The organism is Lactiplantibacillus songbeiensis (genome assembly GCF_005405125.1).
Taxonomy (GTDB): domain Bacteria; phylum Bacillota; class Bacilli; order Lactobacillales; family Lactobacillaceae; genus Lactiplantibacillus; species Lactiplantibacillus songbeiensis.
In genome coordinates, this window is record NZ_BJDL01000013.1 from 13,579 (window position 1) to 35,549 (window position 21,971).

At 45.6% G+C, this 21,971-nt stretch carries 23 protein-coding genes; 15 read left to right on the plus strand and 8 right to left on the minus strand.

Going from position 1 to position 21,971, the window contains the following annotated elements; translation table 11 throughout:
• Positions 1-57: 57 nt before the first annotated feature.
• Positions 58-687 carry a DsbA family protein gene (locus tag FFM77_RS05630; protein ID WP_137634784.1) on the minus strand — a complete coding sequence of 210 codons (630 nt, stop codon included), beginning with the start codon at positions 685-687 and terminating at the stop codon, positions 58-60.
• Between the two features lie 294 nt (positions 688-981).
• On the opposite strand from FFM77_RS05630, the gene yjbM reads away from it, so the two are divergent.
• From yjbM to FFM77_RS05645, 3 genes are read left to right on the plus strand one after another with little or no spacing between them, the layout of a single operon-like run.
• A complete protein-coding gene (yjbM, locus tag FFM77_RS05635; protein ID WP_307722455.1) occupies positions 982-1,647 on the plus strand; it encodes a GTP diphosphokinase in 666 nt (221 codons plus the stop codon).
• Positions 1,647-2,453, plus strand: a complete 807-nt coding sequence (locus tag FFM77_RS05640) for an NAD kinase (protein ID WP_137634874.1) — start codon at positions 1,647-1,649, stop codon at positions 2,451-2,453. Before yjbM ends, FFM77_RS05640 begins: the two co-directional genes overlap by 1 nt.
• Complete coding sequence (locus FFM77_RS05645; protein WP_137634786.1) at positions 2,450-3,331, plus strand: RluA family pseudouridine synthase; 882 nt, start codon at positions 2,450-2,452, stop codon at positions 3,329-3,331. The genes FFM77_RS05640 and FFM77_RS05645 overlap by 4 nt, the downstream gene beginning before the upstream one ends.
• A gap of 79 nt (positions 3,332-3,410) precedes the next feature.
• Here the strand turns inward: FFM77_RS05645 and FFM77_RS05650 are convergent, their stop codons facing one another.
• Positions 3,411-4,049, minus strand: coding sequence for a copper homeostasis protein CutC (locus FFM77_RS05650; protein ID WP_137634787.1), 639 nt, complete (start codon positions 4,047-4,049; stop codon positions 3,411-3,413).
• A 15-nt stretch (positions 4,050-4,064) separates the two neighbouring features.
• Positions 4,065-5,093 carry a lactonase family protein gene (locus FFM77_RS05655; protein WP_137634788.1) on the minus strand — a complete coding sequence of 343 codons (1,029 nt, stop codon included), beginning with the start codon at positions 5,091-5,093 and terminating at the stop codon, positions 4,065-4,067.
• A gap of 164 nt (positions 5,094-5,257) precedes the next feature.
• On the opposite strand from FFM77_RS05655, the gene FFM77_RS05660 reads away from it, so the two are divergent.
• The 3 genes from FFM77_RS05660 to FFM77_RS05670 are packed head-to-tail and all read left to right on the plus strand — an operon-like array spanning position 5,258 to position 7,141.
• Positions 5,258-5,617 (plus strand): PTS glucitol/sorbitol transporter subunit IIA, encoded by a 360-nt coding sequence (locus FFM77_RS05660; protein WP_137634789.1) that lies wholly within the window; start codon positions 5,258-5,260, stop codon positions 5,615-5,617.
• Positions 5,618-5,643: 26 nt separating this feature from the next.
• Positions 5,644-6,792 (plus strand): AI-2E family transporter, encoded by a 1,149-nt coding sequence (locus FFM77_RS05665; RefSeq protein ID WP_137634790.1) that lies wholly within the window; start codon positions 5,644-5,646, stop codon positions 6,790-6,792.
• Positions 6,776-7,141, plus strand: a complete 366-nt coding sequence (locus FFM77_RS05670) for a DUF6483 family protein (protein ID WP_137634791.1) — start codon at positions 6,776-6,778, stop codon at positions 7,139-7,141. The genes FFM77_RS05665 and FFM77_RS05670 overlap by 17 nt, the downstream gene beginning before the upstream one ends.
• A gap of 61 nt (positions 7,142-7,202) precedes the next feature.
• On the opposite strand, the gene rpsN is transcribed toward FFM77_RS05670, so the two are convergent.
• Positions 7,203-7,472 (minus strand): 30S ribosomal protein S14, encoded by a 270-nt coding sequence (gene rpsN, locus FFM77_RS05675; RefSeq protein ID WP_137634792.1) that lies wholly within the window; start codon positions 7,470-7,472, stop codon positions 7,203-7,205.
• A 624-nt stretch (positions 7,473-8,096) separates the two neighbouring features.
• On the opposite strand from rpsN, the gene FFM77_RS05680 reads away from it, so the two are divergent.
• On the plus strand, positions 8,097-8,954 hold the full coding sequence (locus FFM77_RS05680) for a methyltransferase domain-containing protein (RefSeq protein ID WP_137634793.1): 858 nt from the start codon (positions 8,097-8,099) through the stop codon (positions 8,952-8,954).
• A gap of 249 nt (positions 8,955-9,203) precedes the next feature.
• On the opposite strand, the gene brnQ is transcribed toward FFM77_RS05680, so the two are convergent.
• Positions 9,204-10,538, minus strand: coding sequence for a branched-chain amino acid transport system II carrier protein (gene brnQ, locus FFM77_RS05685; RefSeq protein ID WP_137634794.1), 1,335 nt, complete (start codon positions 10,536-10,538; stop codon positions 9,204-9,206).
• 84 nt (positions 10,539-10,622) lie between these two features.
• Positions 10,623-11,270: an NAD(P)-dependent oxidoreductase gene (locus tag FFM77_RS05690; RefSeq protein ID WP_171001566.1), complete on the minus strand. Its 648-nt coding sequence runs from the start codon at positions 11,268-11,270 to the stop codon at positions 10,623-10,625.
• Positions 11,271-11,424: 154 nt separating this feature from the next.
• Between FFM77_RS05690 and FFM77_RS05695 the strand changes: the two genes are divergently transcribed.
• On the plus strand, positions 11,425-11,937 hold the full coding sequence (locus FFM77_RS05695; RefSeq protein ID WP_137634795.1) for a tRNA (cytidine(34)-2'-O)-methyltransferase: 513 nt from the start codon (positions 11,425-11,427) through the stop codon (positions 11,935-11,937).
• Positions 11,938-12,468: 531 nt separating this feature from the next.
• Positions 12,469-14,811, plus strand: a complete 2,343-nt coding sequence (locus FFM77_RS05700) for a DNA translocase FtsK (RefSeq protein WP_137634796.1) — start codon at positions 12,469-12,471, stop codon at positions 14,809-14,811.
• A 68-nt stretch (positions 14,812-14,879) separates the two neighbouring features.
• Here FFM77_RS05700 and FFM77_RS05705 read toward each other — a convergent pair whose 3' ends face one another.
• Together FFM77_RS05705 and FFM77_RS05710 are read right to left on the minus strand one after the other, a co-directional pair.
• A complete protein-coding gene (locus FFM77_RS05705) occupies positions 14,880-15,002 on the minus strand; it encodes a DUF4044 domain-containing protein (RefSeq protein WP_137634797.1) in 123 nt (40 codons plus the stop codon).
• Between the two features lie 76 nt (positions 15,003-15,078).
• Positions 15,079-16,035 carry a magnesium transporter CorA family protein gene (locus FFM77_RS05710; protein ID WP_137634798.1) on the minus strand — a complete coding sequence of 319 codons (957 nt, stop codon included), beginning with the start codon at positions 16,033-16,035 and terminating at the stop codon, positions 15,079-15,081.
• A gap of 113 nt (positions 16,036-16,148) precedes the next feature.
• On the opposite strand from FFM77_RS05710, the gene FFM77_RS05715 reads away from it, so the two are divergent.
• The 6 genes from FFM77_RS05715 to mraY all read left to right on the plus strand — a co-directional run bounded on the left by FFM77_RS05715 (position 16,149) and on the right by mraY (position 21,647).
• Positions 16,149-16,523 (plus strand): DUF3397 domain-containing protein, encoded by a 375-nt coding sequence (locus FFM77_RS05715; RefSeq protein ID WP_137634799.1) that lies wholly within the window; start codon positions 16,149-16,151, stop codon positions 16,521-16,523.
• 171 nt (positions 16,524-16,694) lie between these two features.
• Positions 16,695-17,120 carry a division/cell wall cluster transcriptional repressor MraZ gene (gene mraZ / locus FFM77_RS05720; protein WP_137634876.1) on the plus strand — a complete coding sequence of 142 codons (426 nt, stop codon included), beginning with the start codon at positions 16,695-16,697 and terminating at the stop codon, positions 17,118-17,120.
• A 29-nt stretch (positions 17,121-17,149) separates the two neighbouring features.
• Positions 17,150-18,109, plus strand: coding sequence for a 16S rRNA (cytosine(1402)-N(4))-methyltransferase RsmH (gene rsmH / locus FFM77_RS05725; RefSeq protein WP_137634800.1), 960 nt, complete (start codon positions 17,150-17,152; stop codon positions 18,107-18,109).
• Between the two features lie 21 nt (positions 18,110-18,130).
• Positions 18,131-18,514 (plus strand): cell division protein FtsL, encoded by a 384-nt coding sequence (gene ftsL, locus FFM77_RS05730; RefSeq protein WP_137634801.1) that lies wholly within the window; start codon positions 18,131-18,133, stop codon positions 18,512-18,514.
• Positions 18,511-20,652, plus strand: coding sequence for a penicillin-binding transpeptidase domain-containing protein (locus tag FFM77_RS05735; RefSeq protein ID WP_137634802.1), 2,142 nt, complete (start codon positions 18,511-18,513; stop codon positions 20,650-20,652). The genes ftsL and FFM77_RS05735 overlap by 4 nt, the downstream gene beginning before the upstream one ends.
• 29 nt (positions 20,653-20,681) lie before the next feature.
• Entirely contained in the window at positions 20,682-21,647 is a 966-nt protein-coding gene (gene mraY / locus FFM77_RS05740; RefSeq protein WP_137634803.1) for a phospho-N-acetylmuramoyl-pentapeptide-transferase, read from the plus strand.
• Positions 21,648-21,971: the final 324 nt, after the last annotated feature.

Below are 21,971 nucleotides of genomic sequence, written 5' to 3' on the forward strand. Positions count from 1 at the left end.
CGGGTCCTTTTTATTATGTCAGAATAATTGCAATAACGGGTCGTACGATAAGGTGACCTATAAGACGTGCAATTGTGTACCATCTAAGTTAGCACAGTTGGTATGCTGAGCTAATTCATCAAATGGATCTAATTGACCATTAACGAGGTCAAATAAGGTCGCGTAATTAAAGTGTTCCAGCAAAACGCCATAATCGTAATGATCGCAGTCGAAGACCACTGCTGATGATGCAGCGGTAATGTTCATCTCAGAAGCCAGCCGTTGATCGGCATGAAAGGCTTGCTTGGCTAAATCACTATTGCGGTCTTCCATAAACATATCTAAGTCAATTTTACAGCGTTCCGCAACTGCCGTGACCAAATCTTCAGAATAACGTTGGCCGGCTTTTAAAAGGGCATCCTGCATCGCAATCAAGAAATTGCGGCCGCGTTTTTTGCCTTGAAAAAGGGCAGCTTTATAGTCCAAAATAATACGATACAACTGTTGTGACTGGTGATTTTGCGCTTGCCAGTCAGTTGCTTTTAATCCTTGGCGTTGCATGGCTTTTTGGATGATATTGATATTCAATAATGGTACGAATTGGAATTGAATTTGCTTATCCGAATCGTTGGCCAGGCGTAAGACATTTTGTTCATCACGGACACATTGTTCTCCTAGCGGATTTACAAATAAATACACTTCTAACACGTCATAATTCCTCCACTTTCTCTTTTCGCGTCATAGTGCAGAATACCAAGGTTACTTAGTATTTGCAAGTTTTTAAATTCATCATTTATCTTAATAATGGCCTGTTAAGCGGTCATTTGAATTAAACCTTCGACTGTCATCATGCACCGATTTACCCCATTCGTAAAGTAATTTGCTCTTGAAAGCGCTGTTGGTTAAGTTGTTAATGTGAATTGTTAAACCAGGAAGCGATTGCTTTTTATTCTGGGAAAATATGGTAAAATTTTAAAGGTATGGATTTGAAACGGAGGTGCCCTGATGGAAGACTGGAACCATTTTTTATTACCTTATCAACAAGCCGTTGATGAATTGAAAGTTAAACTACGGGGAATGCGGAAACAGTTTCGCGATTTGAACCAGCATGAACCGATCGAGTTTGTAACGGGGCGCGTGAAACCGGTTGATAGCATTAAAGAAAAGATGCTCCGGCGTAAGGTTCAGGCTGATCGCTTGGAACAAGATATGCAAGATATTGCTGGGTTGCGCATTATGTGTCAATTCGTCGAGGATATTTATCAAGTGGTCGACTTATTACGGAAGCGGACTGATATGACGATCTTAGAAGAACGTGATTATATCAGTAACGAAAAGCCATCTGGTTATCGGTCGTATCATATTGTGATTGAATATCCGGTGCAGATGGTCGGTGGTGAAAAGAAGATTTTAGCGGAAATTCAAGTCCGGACATTAGCAATGAACTTTTGGGCGACGATTGAACATTCGTTAAACTACAAATATCAAGGTGACTTTCCAGAAAACCTTAGCCAGCGGTTACAGCGAGCGGCGGAGGCGGCCTTTAGTTTAGATAAAGAAATGTCAGAAATTCGTGAAGAAATCCAAGAAGCGCAGAGTTTGTTTTCTTACGGTAAAGGGGCTCAAACCGATGATGATAGCGCAACGAAAGAAGATCAAGACTCATGATGAAAGTAACGATTTATGCGAATTCTAACCCAAAGTCCAAAAAAGTCGCCACTGAGCTACATACAAAGTTGACTGCGGCTGGTTTTGAAATTGACGACTACGCACCAGATCTCGTCTTATCAGTCGGGGGCGATGGCACACTGTTATCAGCGTTCCATCATTATAGTGATATGGTTGATCAAGTTCGTTTTGTCGGTGTGCATACGGGGCATTTGGGCTTTTATACCGATTGGCGCGACTATGAAATCGATCAACTCATTGCTGGGTTGAAGGATGATAATGGCCAGAGTGTGACGTATCCGCTCTTATCCGTTGAGATTACGTACGCGGATACGGGTGAAACGGATCATTATTTAGCGTTAAATGAATCCACGTTAAAGAAACTTGGTAGTACGATGGTTGCGGATGTGTATATTCAGGATGAATTATTCGAACGTTTCCGTGGCGACGGACTGTGTGTCTCAACGCCCACGGGGTCAACGGCTTATAATAAATCCGTTGGTGGCGCCGTCATTCATCCGCGCTTAGATGCGTTACAAATGGCTGAAATTGCCTCGATCAATAACCGAGTGTTCCGAACGTTAGGGTCGCCCGTGATTGTCGCACCGTACGAAACCATTACGATTAAGCCACAGCAGCAGTCGCATTTTATCTTTACGGCCGATCAAATGGATACGCAGCCACGTCCGATTCAACAAATTCGCTACTCGATTGCGAATCGCCGGATTGCCTTTGCCCAACATCGGCATAATCGTTTCTGGCAACGGGTTGAGACGTCCTTCATTGGTTTGGAAGAAGACCAATGAGATTTACGTGGCAGAATACCGCAACGGCACCGATGAAGGTCAAGACGTTGTTGTCACAACATGGCGTGACGCGTAGTTTATTAAAAAAAGTGAAATATCATGGCGGGGCTATCTTGGTCAATGATCAGCCGGTCTTAGCGATTCATGTGTTGACTGGTGGCGAAAAGGTGACCATGGTGACCCCCGTTGAGATCGGTAACGATTTTTTGGGTGGCTCTGATTTACCGCTGAATATTTTGTATGAAGATCGTGATTACTTGATTGCGAATAAACCAGCCGGGGTTGCTTCCGTGCCAGCGCATCATCTGCCAGAAAACACCTTGGCTAATCGGGTCAAGGGGTACTACCAAGCGCGGGCCTATGAAAATCAAGTCGTCCACATAACGACGCGGCTGGATCGAGATACGAGTGGTATCGTGTTATTTGCCAAACATCACTTTGCCCACTCGATTATCGATGCGCAGCTCAAGACCCATGCGATGCGTAAGATGTATCTGGCGGTTGTCAGTGGTGTCTTGCCCGCGGATCATGGTTGGTTAGATCAGCCGATTGGTCGTGCGCCGGGGTCATTTATCAAGCGAACGATTACGCCAGATGGTCGCCCATCCTTAACGGAATACTGGGTCGTGCGGCGGCTAGCTGATCGAACCGTGGTTAAAGTGCGCTTACACACGGGGCGGACTCATCAGATTCGGGTCCACTTTGCGGCGGCGGGCTATCCGTTGATTGGCGATAGGTTGTATGGGGGTCCCCGTAATCCCTGGATTGATCGTCAGGCGCTCCATTGCATGCAATTAAGCTTTTATGATCCATTTTTACAGAAAGACTTAACGACTTTTGCACCGTTACCACAAGATATTGTTGATTTAATGCGGTAAAACAGTCTAAAAAGACGCTGAAAACACTCATTTAAGGGTGTTTTCAGCGTCTTTTTTGATCAATTAAGTCGAAATTAAGCTAATAGGCGATGATCTTGGTCCCATGTGCTTGAGGTACATTCAGCGCCGTGGTAATACGAGCCACATTATCTGCTGTAATACCGCCGCCAGGTAAGATTTGAATCCGACCGGCTGCTAACTTGATGGTGGCCTGTAATTGTGGTAAACAATCAGCAATTGGCGTGGTTAATGGTCCACCATGGGTTAAGATGCGTTCAACATCATGGGCAACTAACCAATCGATGGCCGCAGCTTGTTGATCAGCAGCTAAGGCATCAAAGGCCATATGGAAAGTGACGCTCATGCCACCAGCCGCACCCACGAGGAGGGCCATGGCTTCAGTATCAAGTTGACCATCTTTGGTTAAGGCCCCTAATGCCACGCCGTCAACGCCCAACGCTTGGGCTTGCAATAAGTCGGCTTCCATAATTTTTAACTCAGTATCGTTATAAACGAAGTTACCACCGCGTGGGCGAATCATCGTAACCAAAGTAACGCCGTGTTCTTGGGTATACTTAGCGGCTTCGGCCATCACGCCACGGCTAACGGTGGTCCCACCCACGGCTAAATTGTCATTTAACTCGATTCGTTGGGCTCCCGCAGCGATAGCGGCCGGGATATTTGTGTAGTTTTCTAATGCGACTTCTTTTAAGACCATTTAAATTGTCATCCTTTACTTTGAGAATAAGACGCAAACGCCTTCTGGGACGGTAACATCTTTTTGAAGTAACGTCAATTGACCAGTTTCAAGGTCACGTGCATATAAAGTGGCGTTATCCGTATTCTGGTTAACCGCAACGATAAACGCTTCGGTTGGGTCTAACGCAAAGTCGCGAGGAAAGTCGCCTTCAGTACTGATTTGTTGAATGAGGGTCAACTTAAAGTCTGCTTGCACTTGGAAGACGGCTAAGGAGTTGTAGCCCCGATTAGACACATAAAGGAACTGCCCATCACGACTCAAACGAACGGCCGCAGCCCCATTATGAGCAGTGTAATCAGCTGGAATGGTGGTGACAACGTCTAATTGCTGGAAGCTACCGGTCGCTGGGTCATAAGCTAAGGTCGCGACGTTGCTGGATAATTCGCCCACTAAAAAGGCGTGTTGACCATCGGGGGCAAAGACCAGATGCCGGGGACCAAAACCTGGGGCCATCTTTAACGTTGACTGGGCACTGAGCTTGCCAGTATCGCTAACGTTGTAGACATAGACCGTGTCGCTACCTAAGTCAATGGCGACTAACCGGTTATCTGGGGTTAAGTCCGTATAATGGATGTGTGAGCCATCTTGTTCTGGCCGGGGCCCATTGCCAGTATGCGTCACTTGATCGACCAAAGTGAGTTCACCATTGGTCGCGATGTGCATGACACTGGCAGTGCCTTTATGGTAATTAGCGCTGTAGACCAATTGCCGGGCTTCGTCAACGGCAACGTAAGCAGGTGGCGTCCCGGGGGCAATCACTTCATTTAAGCGAGTAGCAGTTTGATTGGCTAATTGCCAGGCTGCCACGCCACCTTCGTCATCACTAGCTTTGACAACGCTGTAAAGGCGATTCTTGGCTGATAAGGCGAGGTAAGTTGGGTTGGCTGTTTTGGTGACCAGCCCGGTCATGGTTAACGTTTTTTCAGTTGTATCTAAAGTCCCGGCATAGATGCCTTGACTTGTTTTTTTAGTATAGGTTCCAAATAAGAGCGGTTCTTGCATAAGACGCTCAACCTCCTTGAGTGACAGATGACTGATGGTTGAATCAGTCCTAAGGTTAATTATAGCATAAACCACCTAACTGAAAACGGTCCCAAAGTGGCGAAAGGGCGGGGCGCTATGCTACAATTAAGCCAACTTAAATTAAAGAATGGAGTTCTGTAAACATGGCAGTGAGTGCAACCGTACAATCTATTGGGGACCAAGCAATTTCTGAGCACGAACCCATTTTAATTTTCTTCGACGAAACAGCGACCGCGGCAATTCAAAATATTGCGGTGATTCAAACGTTTGAAGCTACACATGAACCGATGACAGTGGCGATTGGCAGTACCATTAAAATTGATGACCAAGCCTATACGGTCGCGTATGCTGGCGAACTTGTTAATGCCAACTTAAATTCAATTGGGCATGCCACGCTGTATTTTACGGCTGTACCCAAAAAGCCGATGCAAAACGGGATTTATTTAGCACCAGCGACCATGCCACAACTTAAAGTTGGCAGTGTTATCACGTATCAAGCATAGGCCGTTAGTAACCGGGGGTGCATTTTTTGAAGACTAAACCAACCGTAGCCCGCTGGACGGGGCAAAAAACGATTCGGGTTTTGATCATTATTTTATTAGTGTTAGCCTGTGCCTTTTTAGGCAAACAGGTGACTTGGCTGCTAACGCCAGTGCAGCAGTTCTTTAGTATTGTGGGTTTTCCGATTATCTTAGCTGGGGTCTTGTATTACTTGATGAACCCGCTGGTAGATTGGTTGGAAAAAAAGTATCATATTCGCCGGACGTGGACGATTATTGGGTTGTTTGTACTGATACTAGGCCTGATTATTTGGGGGATTGTTGCCTTGATTCCAGTCATTCGCACGCAGACCTTAGGCATTATTAACGACTGGCCAACTTATTGGCACAATGCCAGTAACGAGCTCAATCATTGGATGAATGATCCAAAGCTATCCGTCTTTCGTGATCAATTGGATCAGTGGAATACCGATGCCAGCAAGTTACTAAGTGGTAAGGTTACCAAGTATTTAACCGGAACGGTTTCTTCCATCACGAGTGTGGTCAGCACGGTCACGACGGTGGTCATTGGTCTGATTACGATGCCGTTTATTCTGTTTTACTTATTAAAAGATGGCCATCAATTACCAAAGTATTTGGCCAAGTTTGTGCCAACTAAAGGTCGGGCCGGCTTTTTACAAGTGCTGACGGAGATTAATTCACAAGTCAGTAACTATATTCGGGGCCAATTAACTGTCGCATTTTTTGTGGCAGTGATGTTTGCCATTGGGTATGGGATTATTGGCTTGAAATTCGCCTTAACTTTAGGGATTGCAGCTGGTATTTTGAATTTGATTCCATATTTGGGGTCTTTCTTAGCGATGGTGCCGTCAGTGGTGATTGCGTTAGTGATCTCGCCTTGGATGCTAGTGAAAGTGTTAATTGTTTTTGTGATCGAGCAGACGATTGAAGGGCGCGTTATTTCGCCATTAGTCTTAGGCAGTAGTCTAGCCATTCATCCGGTGACGATTTTGATTGTGTTGTTAGTCAGTGGGAAGATCTTTGGCTTAATGGGGGTCATTTTCGGGATTCCAGGCTATGCCATCTTAAAAGTTTTAGTGACCCATTTATTTGTTTGGTATCAAGCTCAATCTGGTTTGTATGAAGAAAGTGAGATCGACGATGGCGGAAGAAAGTGATTTTATTCTGCGACAGATTCATTCTTTGGCAGAAGGCTTTGGTTATTTGTTGGCCCATGCTAAGGACAGTCCCAATACGGAGATTGTCTTTCCGGGGACGGTTGGACCGGCATTGCCACATCAAGCAGAGTTGCGGCAATTGATCCATGATCAACAGTATCAACAAGCGGCCACGCGCTTGTTACAGTTGCGCTATGCGATGACTGAGGATCAATTCTTTCAGCTAGCTTTATGGCTCTATCAGACGCTCAATCATTACGATGACGCGACCTTACAAGCTGGGCATTATTCCAAAGCCAGTATTGTAGCTGGGTTAAAACAACTGGAACAATTTAAAAATGAACCTTAAACAAAATGAGCAGTGCCACCAATTGCGGGCACTGCTCATTTTTAATTGACGTTATATTGGGTTACCAACTAGCTTTACGCACACCGGGAATTTGACCGGCATGGGCTAGGCGGCGGAAGTTTAATCGAGACATCCCGAACTTCCGTAAGTAGGCGTGTGGGCGGCCATCTAAATGGTCACGCCGATGAATCCGAACGGGTGAGGCATTCCGTGGTAAAGTTGCTAGCCCGGCATAATCACCGGCAGCCTTTAATTCTGCGCGGCGGGCGGCGTACTTGGCAACTGTCGCTTCAATCCGTTTTTCTTTCGCGATTTTTGACTTTTTAGCCATAATTTTTTGCTCCTTTGCAACTGGTTGAGTTTGCAATTCACGCACAAAAAATTTGTCGCAACTTTCAATGTTTTTTAGAACGTTATTTAAGATAGCATAGTAAAATCGACATTGCGACTATTTAGTTTCAACTTGAGTCAGCGACCTCAGTCTAATGAATTGTGAACATATGGTATGATGGGAATAATACGCTTGGTGCTGGTTGAAATTACCGCCTGCCGGTTGATTTCTAAAACGCTGGAACACCATGGACCATTTTGAAGCCAAACCGGTCTTCAAAGCTGGCCTTGGCCTAAATTCGGGAAAAATACTCGCACTAAGGTCAACGACACGGCTAAGCATTTTGGCAACCAACGGCTCAGCTAAATGACCGGGTTGAAAATAATCAATCGTTAATTTTTAAATATCCGTTAGTTAACGGCGGGCGGGCCAGAATTGGCTCAGTGGTGTCGTTTATCTTGGTCGGTGATTTTCTGACTTAGATAAAGCCCGGCTTGCGAGACCGTTCTGTGGCTTGCAAACGTGGCCACCATGTTCCAGCCAATTCTGGCCCAACCAGAGTGGCAATTTAAGCCAACTAGCACCAAACGTGGGACTAAGATAAATTTGGAAAGTGTGAAAATAGTGAAGAAAATAGATCAAGGCAGTCAGTTTGTGCAACAGCATTTAAACTTATTTCGCTGCTTAGTTTGTGACGCACCCTACAGTGCCGTCGAAGACCATACCCTCAAGTGTCCCAATGGGCATGAATTAGATTTTTCTAAAAAAGGGACCTTATATTTTTTGACGCACCAAGTTCAAAGTGAATATGACGCAGCGATGTTAGCGGCGCGCCGGCGGATTTTACAAGCCGGGTTCTTTAAACCCATTGTAACGGCAATTAACGCGCAGCTAAATGCGCAGCCACAACGTATTTTAGATATTGGGAGTGGGGAAGGGACGCCATTAGCGGACTTATTAGATCTGCATGCCAATGCAAAAGATGTCGGGATTGGCTTTGATATTAGTAAAGCTGGCGTTAACTTAGCGACTCAATTAACCACGCCGGCTTATTATTGTGTGGCTGACTTGGCGCAGTTGCCATTTACGGATGAAGCGTTCACGGCGATTATGGATGTCTTTTCACCATCAGCTTATCGTGAGTTTGAACGCGTCTTAGCACCAGGTGGACAGTTGTTAAAAGTGGTCCCGAATAGTGACTACCTGATTGAATTGCGGCACTTGTTGTTTAAGCCGACTGATCGCCAGTACCACTATGATAATCAACGGGTGATTGACTTATTCAAGCAACATTATCCGACAGCACAACAACAGGTTATCCATTATGAGTTTGATCTCAGTACGGTTGACTTCAATGATTTAATGGTCATGACGCCGCTACATTGGGGGGCTGATGCTGACAGCTTAGCGCAAGCCGTTCAAACTGGTCTACCTAAAATTACGGTGGATGTCAGCTTGTTAACCATGACTAAGGAAAAGTAAGCTAAGGGCGCTTGCATGATTGGTAAGCCGGTGTTAAGATTGCCATTGAGAAATCGTTTGGTAGCTAACATCGATCAACATCGTTGGTGACTACCGAGTTGAACTTCATTAACGTAGCGTTTCGCCGTGCCCACACCGAAATACTGCGTTTTTTTACGGTCTAAAAAAGGTCTCGAGTGTTCTGGCTGATGTCAGGTTGCACTTGAGACCTTTAACTTTGATGAAAATGACCATTAAAGCGTGAAAAAGTTAATGCTGGGTGACACGTTGTCCAATTACCCCTAGAATGAGGCCAATTAACGCCGGTACTGTCCAGCCAAGTCCGAGCTGCGCTAAAGGCAAGGCAGCATTTAACTGCTGGCACAACTGTAGCCAGCCAGTTTGTTGCCATGACGCTGGTAGGGCATTTAAACCGGCTAAAATAGCTGGAATCACAGTCCAAGCTGTTGTCATGGCATACAGCCAACGTGAGGTCCCTAACCACGGTGATAAACAAGCTAGGCCAATTAAAACGATGGCGAGTGGATACAATAACATTAGGATTGGCGTTGAATAAGTAATCAATTGAGTGAGGCCGATGTTAGCGAGCACGGCTGGAATTACACAGGCAAAGATAATCAGCCAACGATAGCTGAACGCTGGAACCATTGCTTGTAAGGTATCACCAAAGGCCAAGGTCAGGCCGACCGCTGTCTTTAAGCAAGCGATAATCACAATTAGTGCGAGTAGGACGTTACCAAAGGACCCAAAATACGCATTGGCAATCTGGGCTAACGTAATGCCACCATTTGCAGCCGGGGCGAACCGACCGAGGCTCATCGTGCCCATTAGTGCTAAGACGCCGTATAAGACGCCCATTAGAACGACACAAATGATTCCAGCTTTAATGGTATCTTTCGCAATTTGACCAGGTTCACTCACGCCTAGTGCTTTAATGGCATCAATGACGACGATCCCGAAGGCCAAGGACGCTAAAGCATCCATTGTGTTGTAACCTTCTGTAAAGCCTGCCAGCAGCGGTTGGCTTTGATAGGCTCCACGTGCGGCTACTTGGAAGTTGCCTAAGGGCTTGATTAAGGCTACTAACATTAGGCTACCTAGCAAGATCAAAAATAACGGCGTCAGCCATTTGCCAACGTAAGTCATAATTTTGCCTGGATTGCGCGCCAATAGCCAAGTTAGTCCGAAGAAGGCGGCTGAAAAGGCGAGCAACGCTAAGGGCTGTTGCGAGTGGCTCAAAAACGGAACTAAGCCAATTTGAAAGGCCGTGGTCGCTAATCGCGGCATTGCAAAGAAGGGTCCTAAGGTCAGGTACAGCACAAATGTGAATAAATAAGCGTAAGGCCGACTGACTTTAGTGGCCAGTTCGAATACGCCGGCACTGCGCGTTAAGCCGATGCCCATCACCCCTAATAGTGGGAGACCAATCCCGGTAATGAGTAACCCAATGATTGCAGTGCCGACATGTGCACCAGCTTGTTGACCTAAGTAGATTGGAAAAATCAGATTACCGGCACCAAAGAATAAGCCAAAGAGCATGGCGCCAATAAAGACTGTTTCACGCCCGGTTAAGCGGGTCTTCATAAAAAATCCCCCTCAGTGAACTGTGTTATGCCAGTTAGCATAGCATGTTTTACTGAGGGGGTAATTAAAATTAGCTGAAAATGGTTACTGATTAGCAACTGTGAAACGGATCTGATGATGCGCTGGTTGAGTGACTTCATTTAAAACGGCCACGGCCATGGTGCCAGAGTTGGTCGCGGAGATACCTTGATCGTTGACGTACAGGTCGTCAGTACCAAGGTGCGCTGGTACGGCGGGACCAGCATGAAAGTCGGCGACTGGTGAGATGCCGACCCAGTTGACATCATCAACTGTCCGCAAGAAAGTTAATTCTTTAAGTTGGTTTTGGGGAATGGCAACAAACGCCGCGTTCGCAGGATCAGCAGCGATATCGTCGACTAAGAGATGTTGATCGGCACCGGTTTTCAAACTCCCAGCCCCTAAGATAAAGACTAGGCGGGGAGCCGTCGTGTCACGTAACATGGCGACTAACTTAGTTGCTAAGTCAACGTGCAAGTAAGCCTTAGCGGGTGGCGTTGCCATGGCATCGACGACGACATCGACAGCCGTTAAGTCGGCCTTAGTTAAGGCAAAGGCGTCTTTAGCAACGGTAGTTAGGTGATCATTTGGTGTTAACTTGGCCAATTTTTCTGTGGAACGGCCAATTGCGGTGACCGTGTGGCCTTGTGTTAATGCTTGGGCGGTGATGGCCGAACCAGCCATCCCAGTTGCCCCAATAATCATGATTTTCAAGTTAAATTCCTCCTCTAATCTAAGTTACAGCGATCAGTATAAAGTAAGTTTGTTCAAGATACGAATAATTAGCTTTCTGTTGGGAAGGGCTAGGCTAGATTGGTTGAGTCATGGTATGATATTCAATAATATTACAATTAAAGGAAGACTTATTTTGACAAATCATATTGCATTATTTGAACCATTAATGCCCGCTAACACGGGGAACATTGCGCGGACTTGTGCCGGAACCGATACCGCTTTACACCTTATTGAACCTTTAGGCTTTAAAGTGGATGACAAACATTTAAAGCGCGCCGGCCTAGATTACTGGGATAGTGTGAATATTACATATCACGCGGATTTACAGGACTTTTTAGCTAGCGTGCCAGACTTAGACAACTTGTATTTAGTCTCTAAATTTGCCGAGCATGACTATACCGATGTCGATTATAGTGATACCAGTAAGGATCATTATTTCTTATTTGGTAAGGAAACGACGGGATTACCGGAACCCTTTATGCGTCGTTATCCAGAAAAGGCGATTCGGATTCCGCAAGATGATTCGCATATCCGCGCGTTGAATTTATCCAATTCAGCGGCTATTGTGATCTATGAAGCCTTGCGCCAACAAAACTTTTTAAGTTTGGAACGGTCACATCATTATGAAAACGACAAACTAAAATAGGCAGACGACGCGCGGCTGAGCAGAGTCCGCGCGTTTTTTGACGTTATGAAAAAGTTAGGATTCCGAACGTAGGTTTGGTACAATAGATGTAATTGTGTTTGGTGCTAGTTGGATTAAATTGTCACTCTGGTTGGGCCAGAATCGGCTGGAACGTGGTGGCCACGTTTTCGAGCCACAGTGCGGTCTCGAAAGCCGGGCTTTATCTAAGTCGGAACATCACCGACTAAGATAAACGACACCACTGAGCCAATCCTGGCCCGCCCGACGTTAACTAACGGGAATTGAAAAATTAACGATTGATTATTTTCAGTTCAGTCATTTAGCCGAGCCGTTGATTTCTAAAATGCTCAGCCGTGTCGTTGGCGTTCCAGCGTTTTAGGACCCAACCGGCAGGCGGCAATTTCAACTGGCACCAAGCGTATATAATTATGTTTGGGACAACCAGAGTGACAAGCTGAAGTTAATAGGCGATTAATACGACCTAAGTTCAAATAAACTTGTGATTATTTAAATAGAAAGGACGATTATAACGTGGCGCAAAAGCGACGAACAACTAAAAAGAAGCGGACAACCGGGACTAAACGGACCACGAAAGCGGCTGCGCAACATCAAATGACCGGTAATGTGGTGGGCTTGATTGGGGTCTTGATCACCATTTTTGCGTTATTTAATCTGGGCCTTATCGGGACTTTTTTTGCGGAATGTTTCCGCCTTATTGCTGGTGATGCTTATCAACTCTTAGCCATTTTAACACTCGGAGTACTGGGCTTTGTCATGATTTTTGGCCGGTTACCCCGGCTGGGTTGGCGTCGCTGGTTTGGTGGCAATTTGATTTTCTTTAGTTATTTACTGCTACTAGAGATTCCAATGTTTAACCGGTTGAATCGGCATACTGAATTTTGGGCGATCACTTGGAATCTGATTAAGAATGATTTTGCCAAGGGTGGTGTTTCGATTCACCTTGGTGGGGGGCTAGTCGGCGCGGCTGGTTATAGTGTGACTTATCCATTGGTCGCAAATTTAGGGACGATTTTAGTCGCTATTATTTTAATCATTACTGGGATTTTTATTGTCTTTAATTTACCATTCCATCAGACAGTTTTAGCCATTCGTAACTGGTTAATGGTGGCGAGTGCCCATGTTAAAGATGCTTATCAGACCGTGGCTCACTATGTCCGAGTGCAATATGCTCGTTATCGGGTTCACCAGCAAGTCCGGGAAAATAATCAGTCAGCACCAGCACCATCGACTGCCCCAGCGCCAGTAGCTAAGTCACAACCAGCTCCAGCCCCACAAGCAGCGACTCCGGCCACTCCCGTTTCAGCAGCCCCGGTATCAACAGCGCCTAAAATTGTGGTGGCTAGTGAACAAGAAGCGCCAGCGAAAGCAGAAACGCCATTAGCTGGGACCGCACCAGTCGATACCTCAGATTATCGCTTACCAACATCTGATTTATTAACGAAGATTCCCAAGACGGATCAAAGCGCCGAATATGCAACAATTGAGGCCAACTCCGCCAAATTAAAGACGACATTAGATAGTTTTGGTGTAAAAGTCGAAGTGAAGAATGTCAGCTTAGGGCCATCGGTAACGAAATATGAATTGCATCCGGCGGTCGGGGTTAAAGTTAGTAAGGTCGTTAATTTGGCCGATGACTTAGCTTTAGCATTAGCGGCTAAAGATCTGCGGATTGAAGCGCCCATTCCAGGGAAGTCTTTAATTGGGATTGAAGTACCGAATAAGCAAATTTCGACGGTCTCATTCCGTGATATTGTGGAAGCACAGCCGGCACACCCAAAGAAACCATTGCAAGTCCCATTGGGCCGCGATGTTTCTGGAAACTTAGTCATGGCTGACTTAGCGAAAATGCCGCATTTGTTGATTGCTGGTTCCACTGGGAGCGGGAAGTCCGTGGCCATTAACGTTATGATTACTGGTCTGTTAATGAATACGAAGCCGGATCAAGTGAAGTTCATGCTGATTGATCCTAAGAAAGTAGAACTTGGGGTCTATAATGGGATTCCGCATCTATTGACTCCCGTTGTGACCGAACCGAAAAAGGCCGCGCGCGCGTTGCATAAAGTCGTGGCTGAAATGGAACGGCGCTATGAACTCTTTGCGGATTCTAAGCAACGTAATATGCAAGGTTACAATGATTATATTCAGAAACAAAATCAAGCCGATGGTCAAAATCGACCAACTTTACCTTATATTGTCGTGATTGTTGATGAATTAGCCGACTTAATGATGGTGACTTCGAGTGAAGTGGAAGATGCCATCATTCGATTAGGTCAAATGGCGCGGGCTGCTGGAATTCATATGATTTTGGCGACGCAACGCCCATCCGTTGACGTCATTACGGGGCTGATCAAGGCCAACGTTCCATCACGGATGGCATTTGCCGTTTCGAGTGGGACGGATTCACGAACAATTATTGATAGTAATGGGGCTGAAAAGCTGTTGGGTCGTGGGGATATGCTCTATCAACCGATGGGGATGAATAAACCATTGCGGGTCCAAGGGGCGTATATCTCAGACCATGATGTTGAAGAAGTTGTGACCTTTATTAAGGATCAGCAGACTGCCGAATATGATGATAGTATGCTGGTTAAAGATGATGAAGCCAATGAAGACGGTGATGATCCGCGTGATGGTGAGGATGAATATTACGCCGATGCCGTTGAATTAGTGACGGAACAGCAGTCAGCTAGTGTGTCGATGTTACAACGACGGTTCCGAATTGGTTATAATCGAGCGGCTCGGATTGTCGATGAGATGGAAGAACGTGGGGTTGTGGGCCCGTCAGAAGGAAGCAAGCCGCGGAAAGTTTATCGGCAAGCGAGTGCTGACGATGCTGAACCAGCGTCGGAATAAGTAAATCAAGATAAAACGGTAGGCCAGCGTTGTTTGCTGACCTACCGTTTTTGTCTTCAGTAACCTTTTTAAAATTCAAGTAAACCTAAGCCGGATAACGCTTGTAAGACTAACGCGCCGACGGTTGAAATGATCATTAACCAAATAACGACCATCGTGATAATTTGAAAAGTCGATTTCTTCTTCTTCATAAGTTTAGTATGCACCACACTTTTTTAGTAATTCTTTCATAGTTTAACGTGGAATCCGGTTTTTTTCAATCGTCAATTAGAAATAGTCATGATTTCGTAAGTATTCCAGACTGATCACGCATAGTAGAATCGTACCGAGCATGATCCAACTAAAGGCATGCACAAGGCCAGCCCCTGGTAGGTGGACGTTCATGCCATAGATACCGCCAATAATGGTGGGAATCGTTAAAATAATCGTTAATGACGTCAAGACTTTCATCACATCGTTCAAGTTATTTGAGATGACGGCACTCACCATTTGACTGTATTGTTGCAAGATTTGGTTAGTGGTTTTCGTCATGTCAGCAGCTTGTTGTGTTTCAATTAAAATGTCAGTAATGAGTTGTTGATGGTCGGCGGCATTAAACCGGGTTGCCGAAGCTTCCACGGCTTTTAAAATGGGGGCATTTTGCGTGAGCGCCGCATTAAAGCGAATTAAGGACTTTTGATAAGCCATAATGCGAAAGATTTCTTCATTACGCGTGGCACGGGTCAGGTGTCGTTCTAAGATGTTTGTTTTGGCATTAATGTTGGCCAGAGCCTGCACATAGGCGTGGGCGATGTACCACATGATGGCTAGCACAAAATTTTCATGGTCGGCAAGACTCAAGCGCGACGAATCGGGATCCATGACAAAATCTTGAATAAAGCTCGCCGGATAGTTGCTAACGGTCAAGACGACATTTTGCGTCAGAATTAAAGCAAATGGGTAGACCTGATATTCCAAGTAGCCTAGGTCGCTAGTGGTTAATTTAGGGAATTGCATGATGATTAAGCCTGGTTGCGTTTGCTTAGGTTGATCAAGTTGTTCGGTTCGTGAGATTTCGGCGTCATCTAAAACGGCGGTTAAATAGTCACGAGGAAAACTAAATTCCTGAACTAACTGATTGATTTCAACCGTTGTCGGACGTTCGATGTTGATCCAATAGCGGGTCGCTTGCGCATGACCGGTCGTTAGTAAACCGTCGGCGCCGATGGAAAAAGTCTGTCGCATAGCACTACCTCCGTTAAGTAAAGTGATTGCTCCCATTATAGAACGGGTGACTGACGTTGAAAAGTCGGCCTAGAATCCCTATAATAAGACCGATACTGATAGGAGGGCGTCGAATGCATGACCTGTTTACAAATTGGCTCGGGCAATTAGGGTTGCTAGTGGTTGTGGCCATCATCTTTTGGGGACTCAAACGGGTCTTTAAACGTCATTGGCCGAAAACGCTCTTACTAATTGATTTTTGGCCGCCATTATTAATTATCTTTACTCACTATTTGACGTTGCAAGCAACGGAAAGTTCGATTGTACCGTATGAAATGTTGTCGTTAATGATTATGGGCATTGGATTGACGTTATTAGAAGTCTTACAACGGGGTGAAATCCTTTACGGACGCTTCTTTCGGCTTTATTGGCGGGCGACCGATTTAGTAACGATTTTGGTTTATTTGATTGCGTTTGGCTGCTTTGTGCTTGCCAAAGTTGGCCCCTAAATATAAATAAGTCCCACTAGTCCCCACCTAATGAAACGTCGTTAGGTGGGGATTTTTTATAATATTTCTTAACAATTGCGAAAAGTAACAAATCGGTGTGGTAGGAAGTGGGGGGGTGTGGTAGACTTAATTATGTTTAATGAAAGGGGTTGATTGACTTTGGCAGCGACGATGTTCTTCGGTGAATTTGAACACGCTTTGGATGCTAAAGGTCGATTAATCATCCCCGCTAAATTTCGGGAGCTATTGGGACCAAGTTTTGTGATCACGCGTGGGATGGATGGCTGTATCTTCGGCTATCCCCAAGCGCGTTGGGCCACCTTACAGGCGCAATTAGATGATTTGCCGCTGACGAAGAAGGATGCACGGGCATTTGTCCGCTTCTTCTACGCTGCGGCCGCCGAATGTGAATTAGACAAGCAGGGCCGTATCATGGTGCCCGCACCTTTGCGTCAATACGCAAAATTAGAGAAGAAATGTGTGATTGTCGGTGTTTCCGACCGGTTTGAAATCTGGAGTGCCGAAAAGTGGCAGACTTATGAGACGGAGACGGCCGCTAATTTCGATGACTTAGCTGAGAATTTGATTGATTTTTAAAAAAGAGAGCCAAGAAAGGAGGTCAACTTGTGGCAACATTTGAACATACCACTGTTTTATTACACGAAGCCATTGCAGCGCTAGCTATTAAACCTGACGGCATTTATGTTGATTGTACGTTGGGCGGTGGGGGTCATTCTCGTGAAATTTTGAAGCAATTAGGGCCAACCGGGCACTTATTCAGCTTTGACCAGGATCAAACGGCGATTGATTATAACCAAGATAATCTCGCTGATTACTTGGCTAGTGGTCAGGTCACTTTTATCAAAAGTAACTTCGCTAACTTACGCACTGAGCTGACCGCCCGTGGGATTGATCAGGTCGATGGAATCGTGTATGACTTGGGTGTTTCATCACCCCAGTTTGATAATGCAGCTCGCGGTTTTTCTTATCAGCATGATGCACCTTTAGATATGCGAATGGATCAAAGTGCTGATCTGACGGCGCAAACTGTCGTCAATACTTGGCCTTATGCCGATTTGGTGCGAATCTTTTATCGCTATGGAGAAGAAAAGTTCTCCAAACAAGTGGCGCGCGCGATTGAACGGCATCGTGAGATTGCTCCGATTGAGACGACTGGCCAATTGGTTGACATTATTAAAGAAGCGATTCCGGCGCGGGCACGACGGACGGGAGGACATCCGGCCAAGCGGGTCTTTCAAGCGATTCGAATTGCCGTTAATAATGAATTAGGGGTCTTAGAAACGTCTTTAGAACAAGCGGTTGACTTGATTAATGTCCATGGTCGGGTCAGTGTGATTACTTTCCAATCATTGGAAGATCGGTTAGTGAAGGCGATTTTTAAGGAACATAGTGATTTACCAGAATTACCACCTGGCTTACCCGTGATCCCAGCAGAGATGCAACCAGATTATCGGTTAGTGAGTCGCAAACCGATTGTACCGAGTGCCGAAGAAATCGCCGCTAACCGGCGGGCGCGCAGTGCAAGATTACGTGTGATTGAACGTTTAAACGAAAAACATAATTAGCTTTAAAAGGAGTGAATGACAATGGCCCAAAATGGATTGGCGCGGGAGCTTCCTCGTGAGACCCCCGGTGTTTCGACAACCCCGGTACATAGAACCGTCGTAACGCCGAACCCCGCTGTTCAGACGCAACGGGTTCCGTTTTCAAAGTTTGAAAAGGTGTTATGTGTCGGTTTCAGTTTAATTATTTTTAGTTTAGCTTTGGCGTTAGTTTCAGCGAACATTGCGGTCGGGGATGCGCAAAGCCAGTTGAAAGCGGTACAAACGAAAATCACGAAAGTTCAGGCCAGCAACACTTCAGCCTCACAACAAATCAGTGAACTTTCCAGCCGAACGCGGCTCAACAAAGTGGCTAAAAAGTACGGGTTGACGCTCAACAACGGTAGCATAAGGAATGTTTACAAATGAATAAGAACAAACAACGAATGACTTCGAAACGGTCACCAAAACAAAATCGTCGCATCTTTGGCCAATGGCTATTCTTTGGTGCGATTGCGATTTTTGGTGTTTTGATCATTCGTTTTTCGTATATTGCCATCGGGCACCACGTTGCGGGGGTCAACCTGACGGAGGCTACGAAAAAATTATATACCGAAGATCAGACGGTTGCCGCTAAGCGCGGGACTATCTATAGTGCCAACGGCGAGGCGATTGCTGAAGACACGAGTACCTATACGATTTATGCGATTGTCGCTAAGAATCAAAAAGGTGCGGATGGTCAGGCTGAATACGTTAAATATCCGGCTAAAGTGGCTAAAGTCTTGGCTAAGTATTTACCGATTAGTTACAAAAAGGCGTTAAAGACGTTACAGGCCAAGTCAGGAACTTTCCAAGTTGAATTTGGAACGGCCGGTAAGAATATTTCATTAACGACCAAGGAGAAGATCCAAGCGACGAAAGTTAGTGGGTTACATTTTATCGAGTCTGAAGCGCGGCTATATCCGAATGGCATGTTTGCCTCACATTTGATTGGTTTAACGACTTCTAAAGCCATTAAAGGGACCGAACAAACTCGGTTGACAGGCTCAATGGGACTGGAACTGGCTTTTAATAATAAGTTGTCAGGTAAAGATGGTCACAAGACGGTTACAGCAAGTGGCTATCAAGGTAAAACTACTGGTGGCACCAAGGTTAAGAATGGTGACAATGTCTATACAACGATTGATAGTAAACTGCAGACGTTGCTCGAGACTAAAATGTCGACGGTCAATAGTCTCGTGCATCCTAAAGCGATGACGGCGACATTGATTAATGCAAAGACCGGGGCGGTTCTGGCAACGAGTCAGCGGCCAACCTTTAATGCTCAGACGCAATCCGGGCTATCAAAGATGTGGCGGAATTTACTCGTCGAAGATACTTACGAACCTGGATCAACGATGAAGGTCTTTACGATGGGCGCCGCGATTGATAGCGGCAACTATAACCCAAACATCACCGTGCCGACTGGGGAATACCGGATTGGCGGTAAGACGGTTCCTGATTGGAATACCGCTGGTTGGGGGAATATCACCTATGCGAAGGGGTTTGCGCTTTCAAGTAATGTGGCGATGGCCCATTTGGAACAAACGATGGGTGCCAAGACGTGGCTGAAATATATTAAACGGTTTGGATTACGGACCAGTACGAATACCGGGTTAGCGAATGAGCAGACAGGCTCGATTCAATTCACCTATCCGATCGAACAAGCGGATACGTCATTTGGTCAAGGAATTCAAGTGACGCCGATGCAGATGTTACGTGGGTTCACGGCTATTGCGAATAATGGTAAGATGTTACAGCCATACTTTGTGTCGAAAGTGGTGAACCCAAATACGAAAAGGACGGTTTATCAGGCAAAAACTAAAGTTGTCAGCCAGCCGGTGACGTCTAAGACCGCGAATGCGGTTTTGAAACACATGCAAGATGTGGTCTATAAGTCTTACGGGACTGGGACGGCGTTTAAAATTAAAGGGTATCGGATTGCAGCTAAGACCGGGACGGCGCAAGTTAGTAATGGGTCGACTTATGCGGTTGGAAACGATTCGTATCTTTATTCGGTCGTCGGGATGGCGCCCGCTAAGCATCCAAAATATATTATGTATATTACAATGAAGCAACCGACACTGGGCGCGACCTCAGCTTCCGATGACATGGCGGAGATTTTTAAACCAGTCATGCAGCGAGCCTTAGATGAACAAAAGGCCAGTGAGACTAAGACGAAGTCGGTCAAGATGCAAGATTTGACTGGCAAGTCGACTAAGACGGCTAAAGCTACGGCGAAAAAGATTGGTGTGACCCCGATTATCGTGGGTAAAGGCTCACGGATCGTCAAACAATCAGTGTCAGTTGGGACGGTCTTAAGCAATAAACAACGGGTAATTCTGGTCACTAACGGACAGATGTATATGCCAAATGTTGTCGGTTGGTCGGCTAGTGAAGTGGCTGATTTTGCCTCGTTGACTGGCTTGAAGTTGGCGACGAGTGGGACTGGTTATGTCGATATGCAAAGTATCACGGCTGGCAATCCGATCGACGCTAAACAAGGATTAAGTGTAAAATTAAAGTAAACGACTAAGTTGTAGAATGGAGAATTGTGTTGAGTTTAATTGAATGGGTCGCTACGCTCATTAGTAGCTTTATTATTGTGTTTGCCTTGATGCCGTCATTGATTCGGTATTTCCGGGCACGTAAAGAAGGCCAGATGATCCGTGAAGAGGGTCCTAAATGGCATGAAAAGAAATCCGGTACACCAACGATGGGGGGCTTGCTCTTCATTGTGTCCATCCTAGTCACGACGATTTGGGTGGGCTGGTGGCAAGGTCAATTACGGCCAACCACTTGGATTTTGATGTTTATTCTTGTGTTATACGGGGCTTTAGGTTTCTGGGATGACAGTATCAAGTTATGGCGAAAACAAAACGAAGGCCTAAAAGCTTGGCAGAAATTATTGGGCCAAATTGTGGGAGCCATTGTTTTCACCTTGGTCTATCAGCATGAAAACTTGCCAATGGGCTTGCATATTCCAGGTTTGGGGGATTGGTCTTTAGGTATCTGGTACATTATCTTTGTCATTATCTGGTTAGTTGGATTCTCCAACGCAGTCAACTTAACCGATGGCCTTGATGGGTTAGTCGCAGGTCAAGCCACGATTGCCTTTGGTGCTTACGGCATTATTGCGTTGCATCAGCACCAACTCGATGTTGCGATGTTCTGTTTAGCAGTCGTCGGGTCATTATTAGGGTTCTTCGTTTACAACCATAAGCCAGCTAAAATCTTTATGGGTGACATGGGCTCACTAGCTTTAGGGGGCGCTTTGGCTGCTGTTTCTATCTTATTGCATCACGAATTATCATTACTCTTTATTGGCTTGATCTTCGTGATCGAAACAGCCTCAGTCATGTTACAAGTTGCCTCATTTAAGTTAACTGGGAAGCGGATTTTCTTAATGAGTCCGATTCACCATCACTTTGAAATGAAAGGCTGGAGCGAATGGAAGATTGACATCGTTTTCTGGTCAATTGGATTAGTGACGGCCATTATTAGTGTTGCCACGATTATTTAGTGACACGTTAATAATTGTTACACTTAGTGCTAGTTGGGTTAAATTGCCACTCTGGTTGGGCCAGAATCGGCTGGAACGTGGTGGCCACGTTTGGAAGCCAAAGAACGGTCTTCCAAGCCGGGCTTTATCTAAGTCGGAAAATCACCGACTAAGATAAATGACACCATTGAGCCAATTCTGGCCCGCCCGGCGTTAACTAACGGATATAAAAGAATCAACGAATGATTATTTTCAGTTCAGTCATTTAGCCGTGTCGTTGGCGGCTAGTATTTTAGAAACCAACCGGCAGACAGCAATTTCAACTAGCACCAAACGTAACTGCTG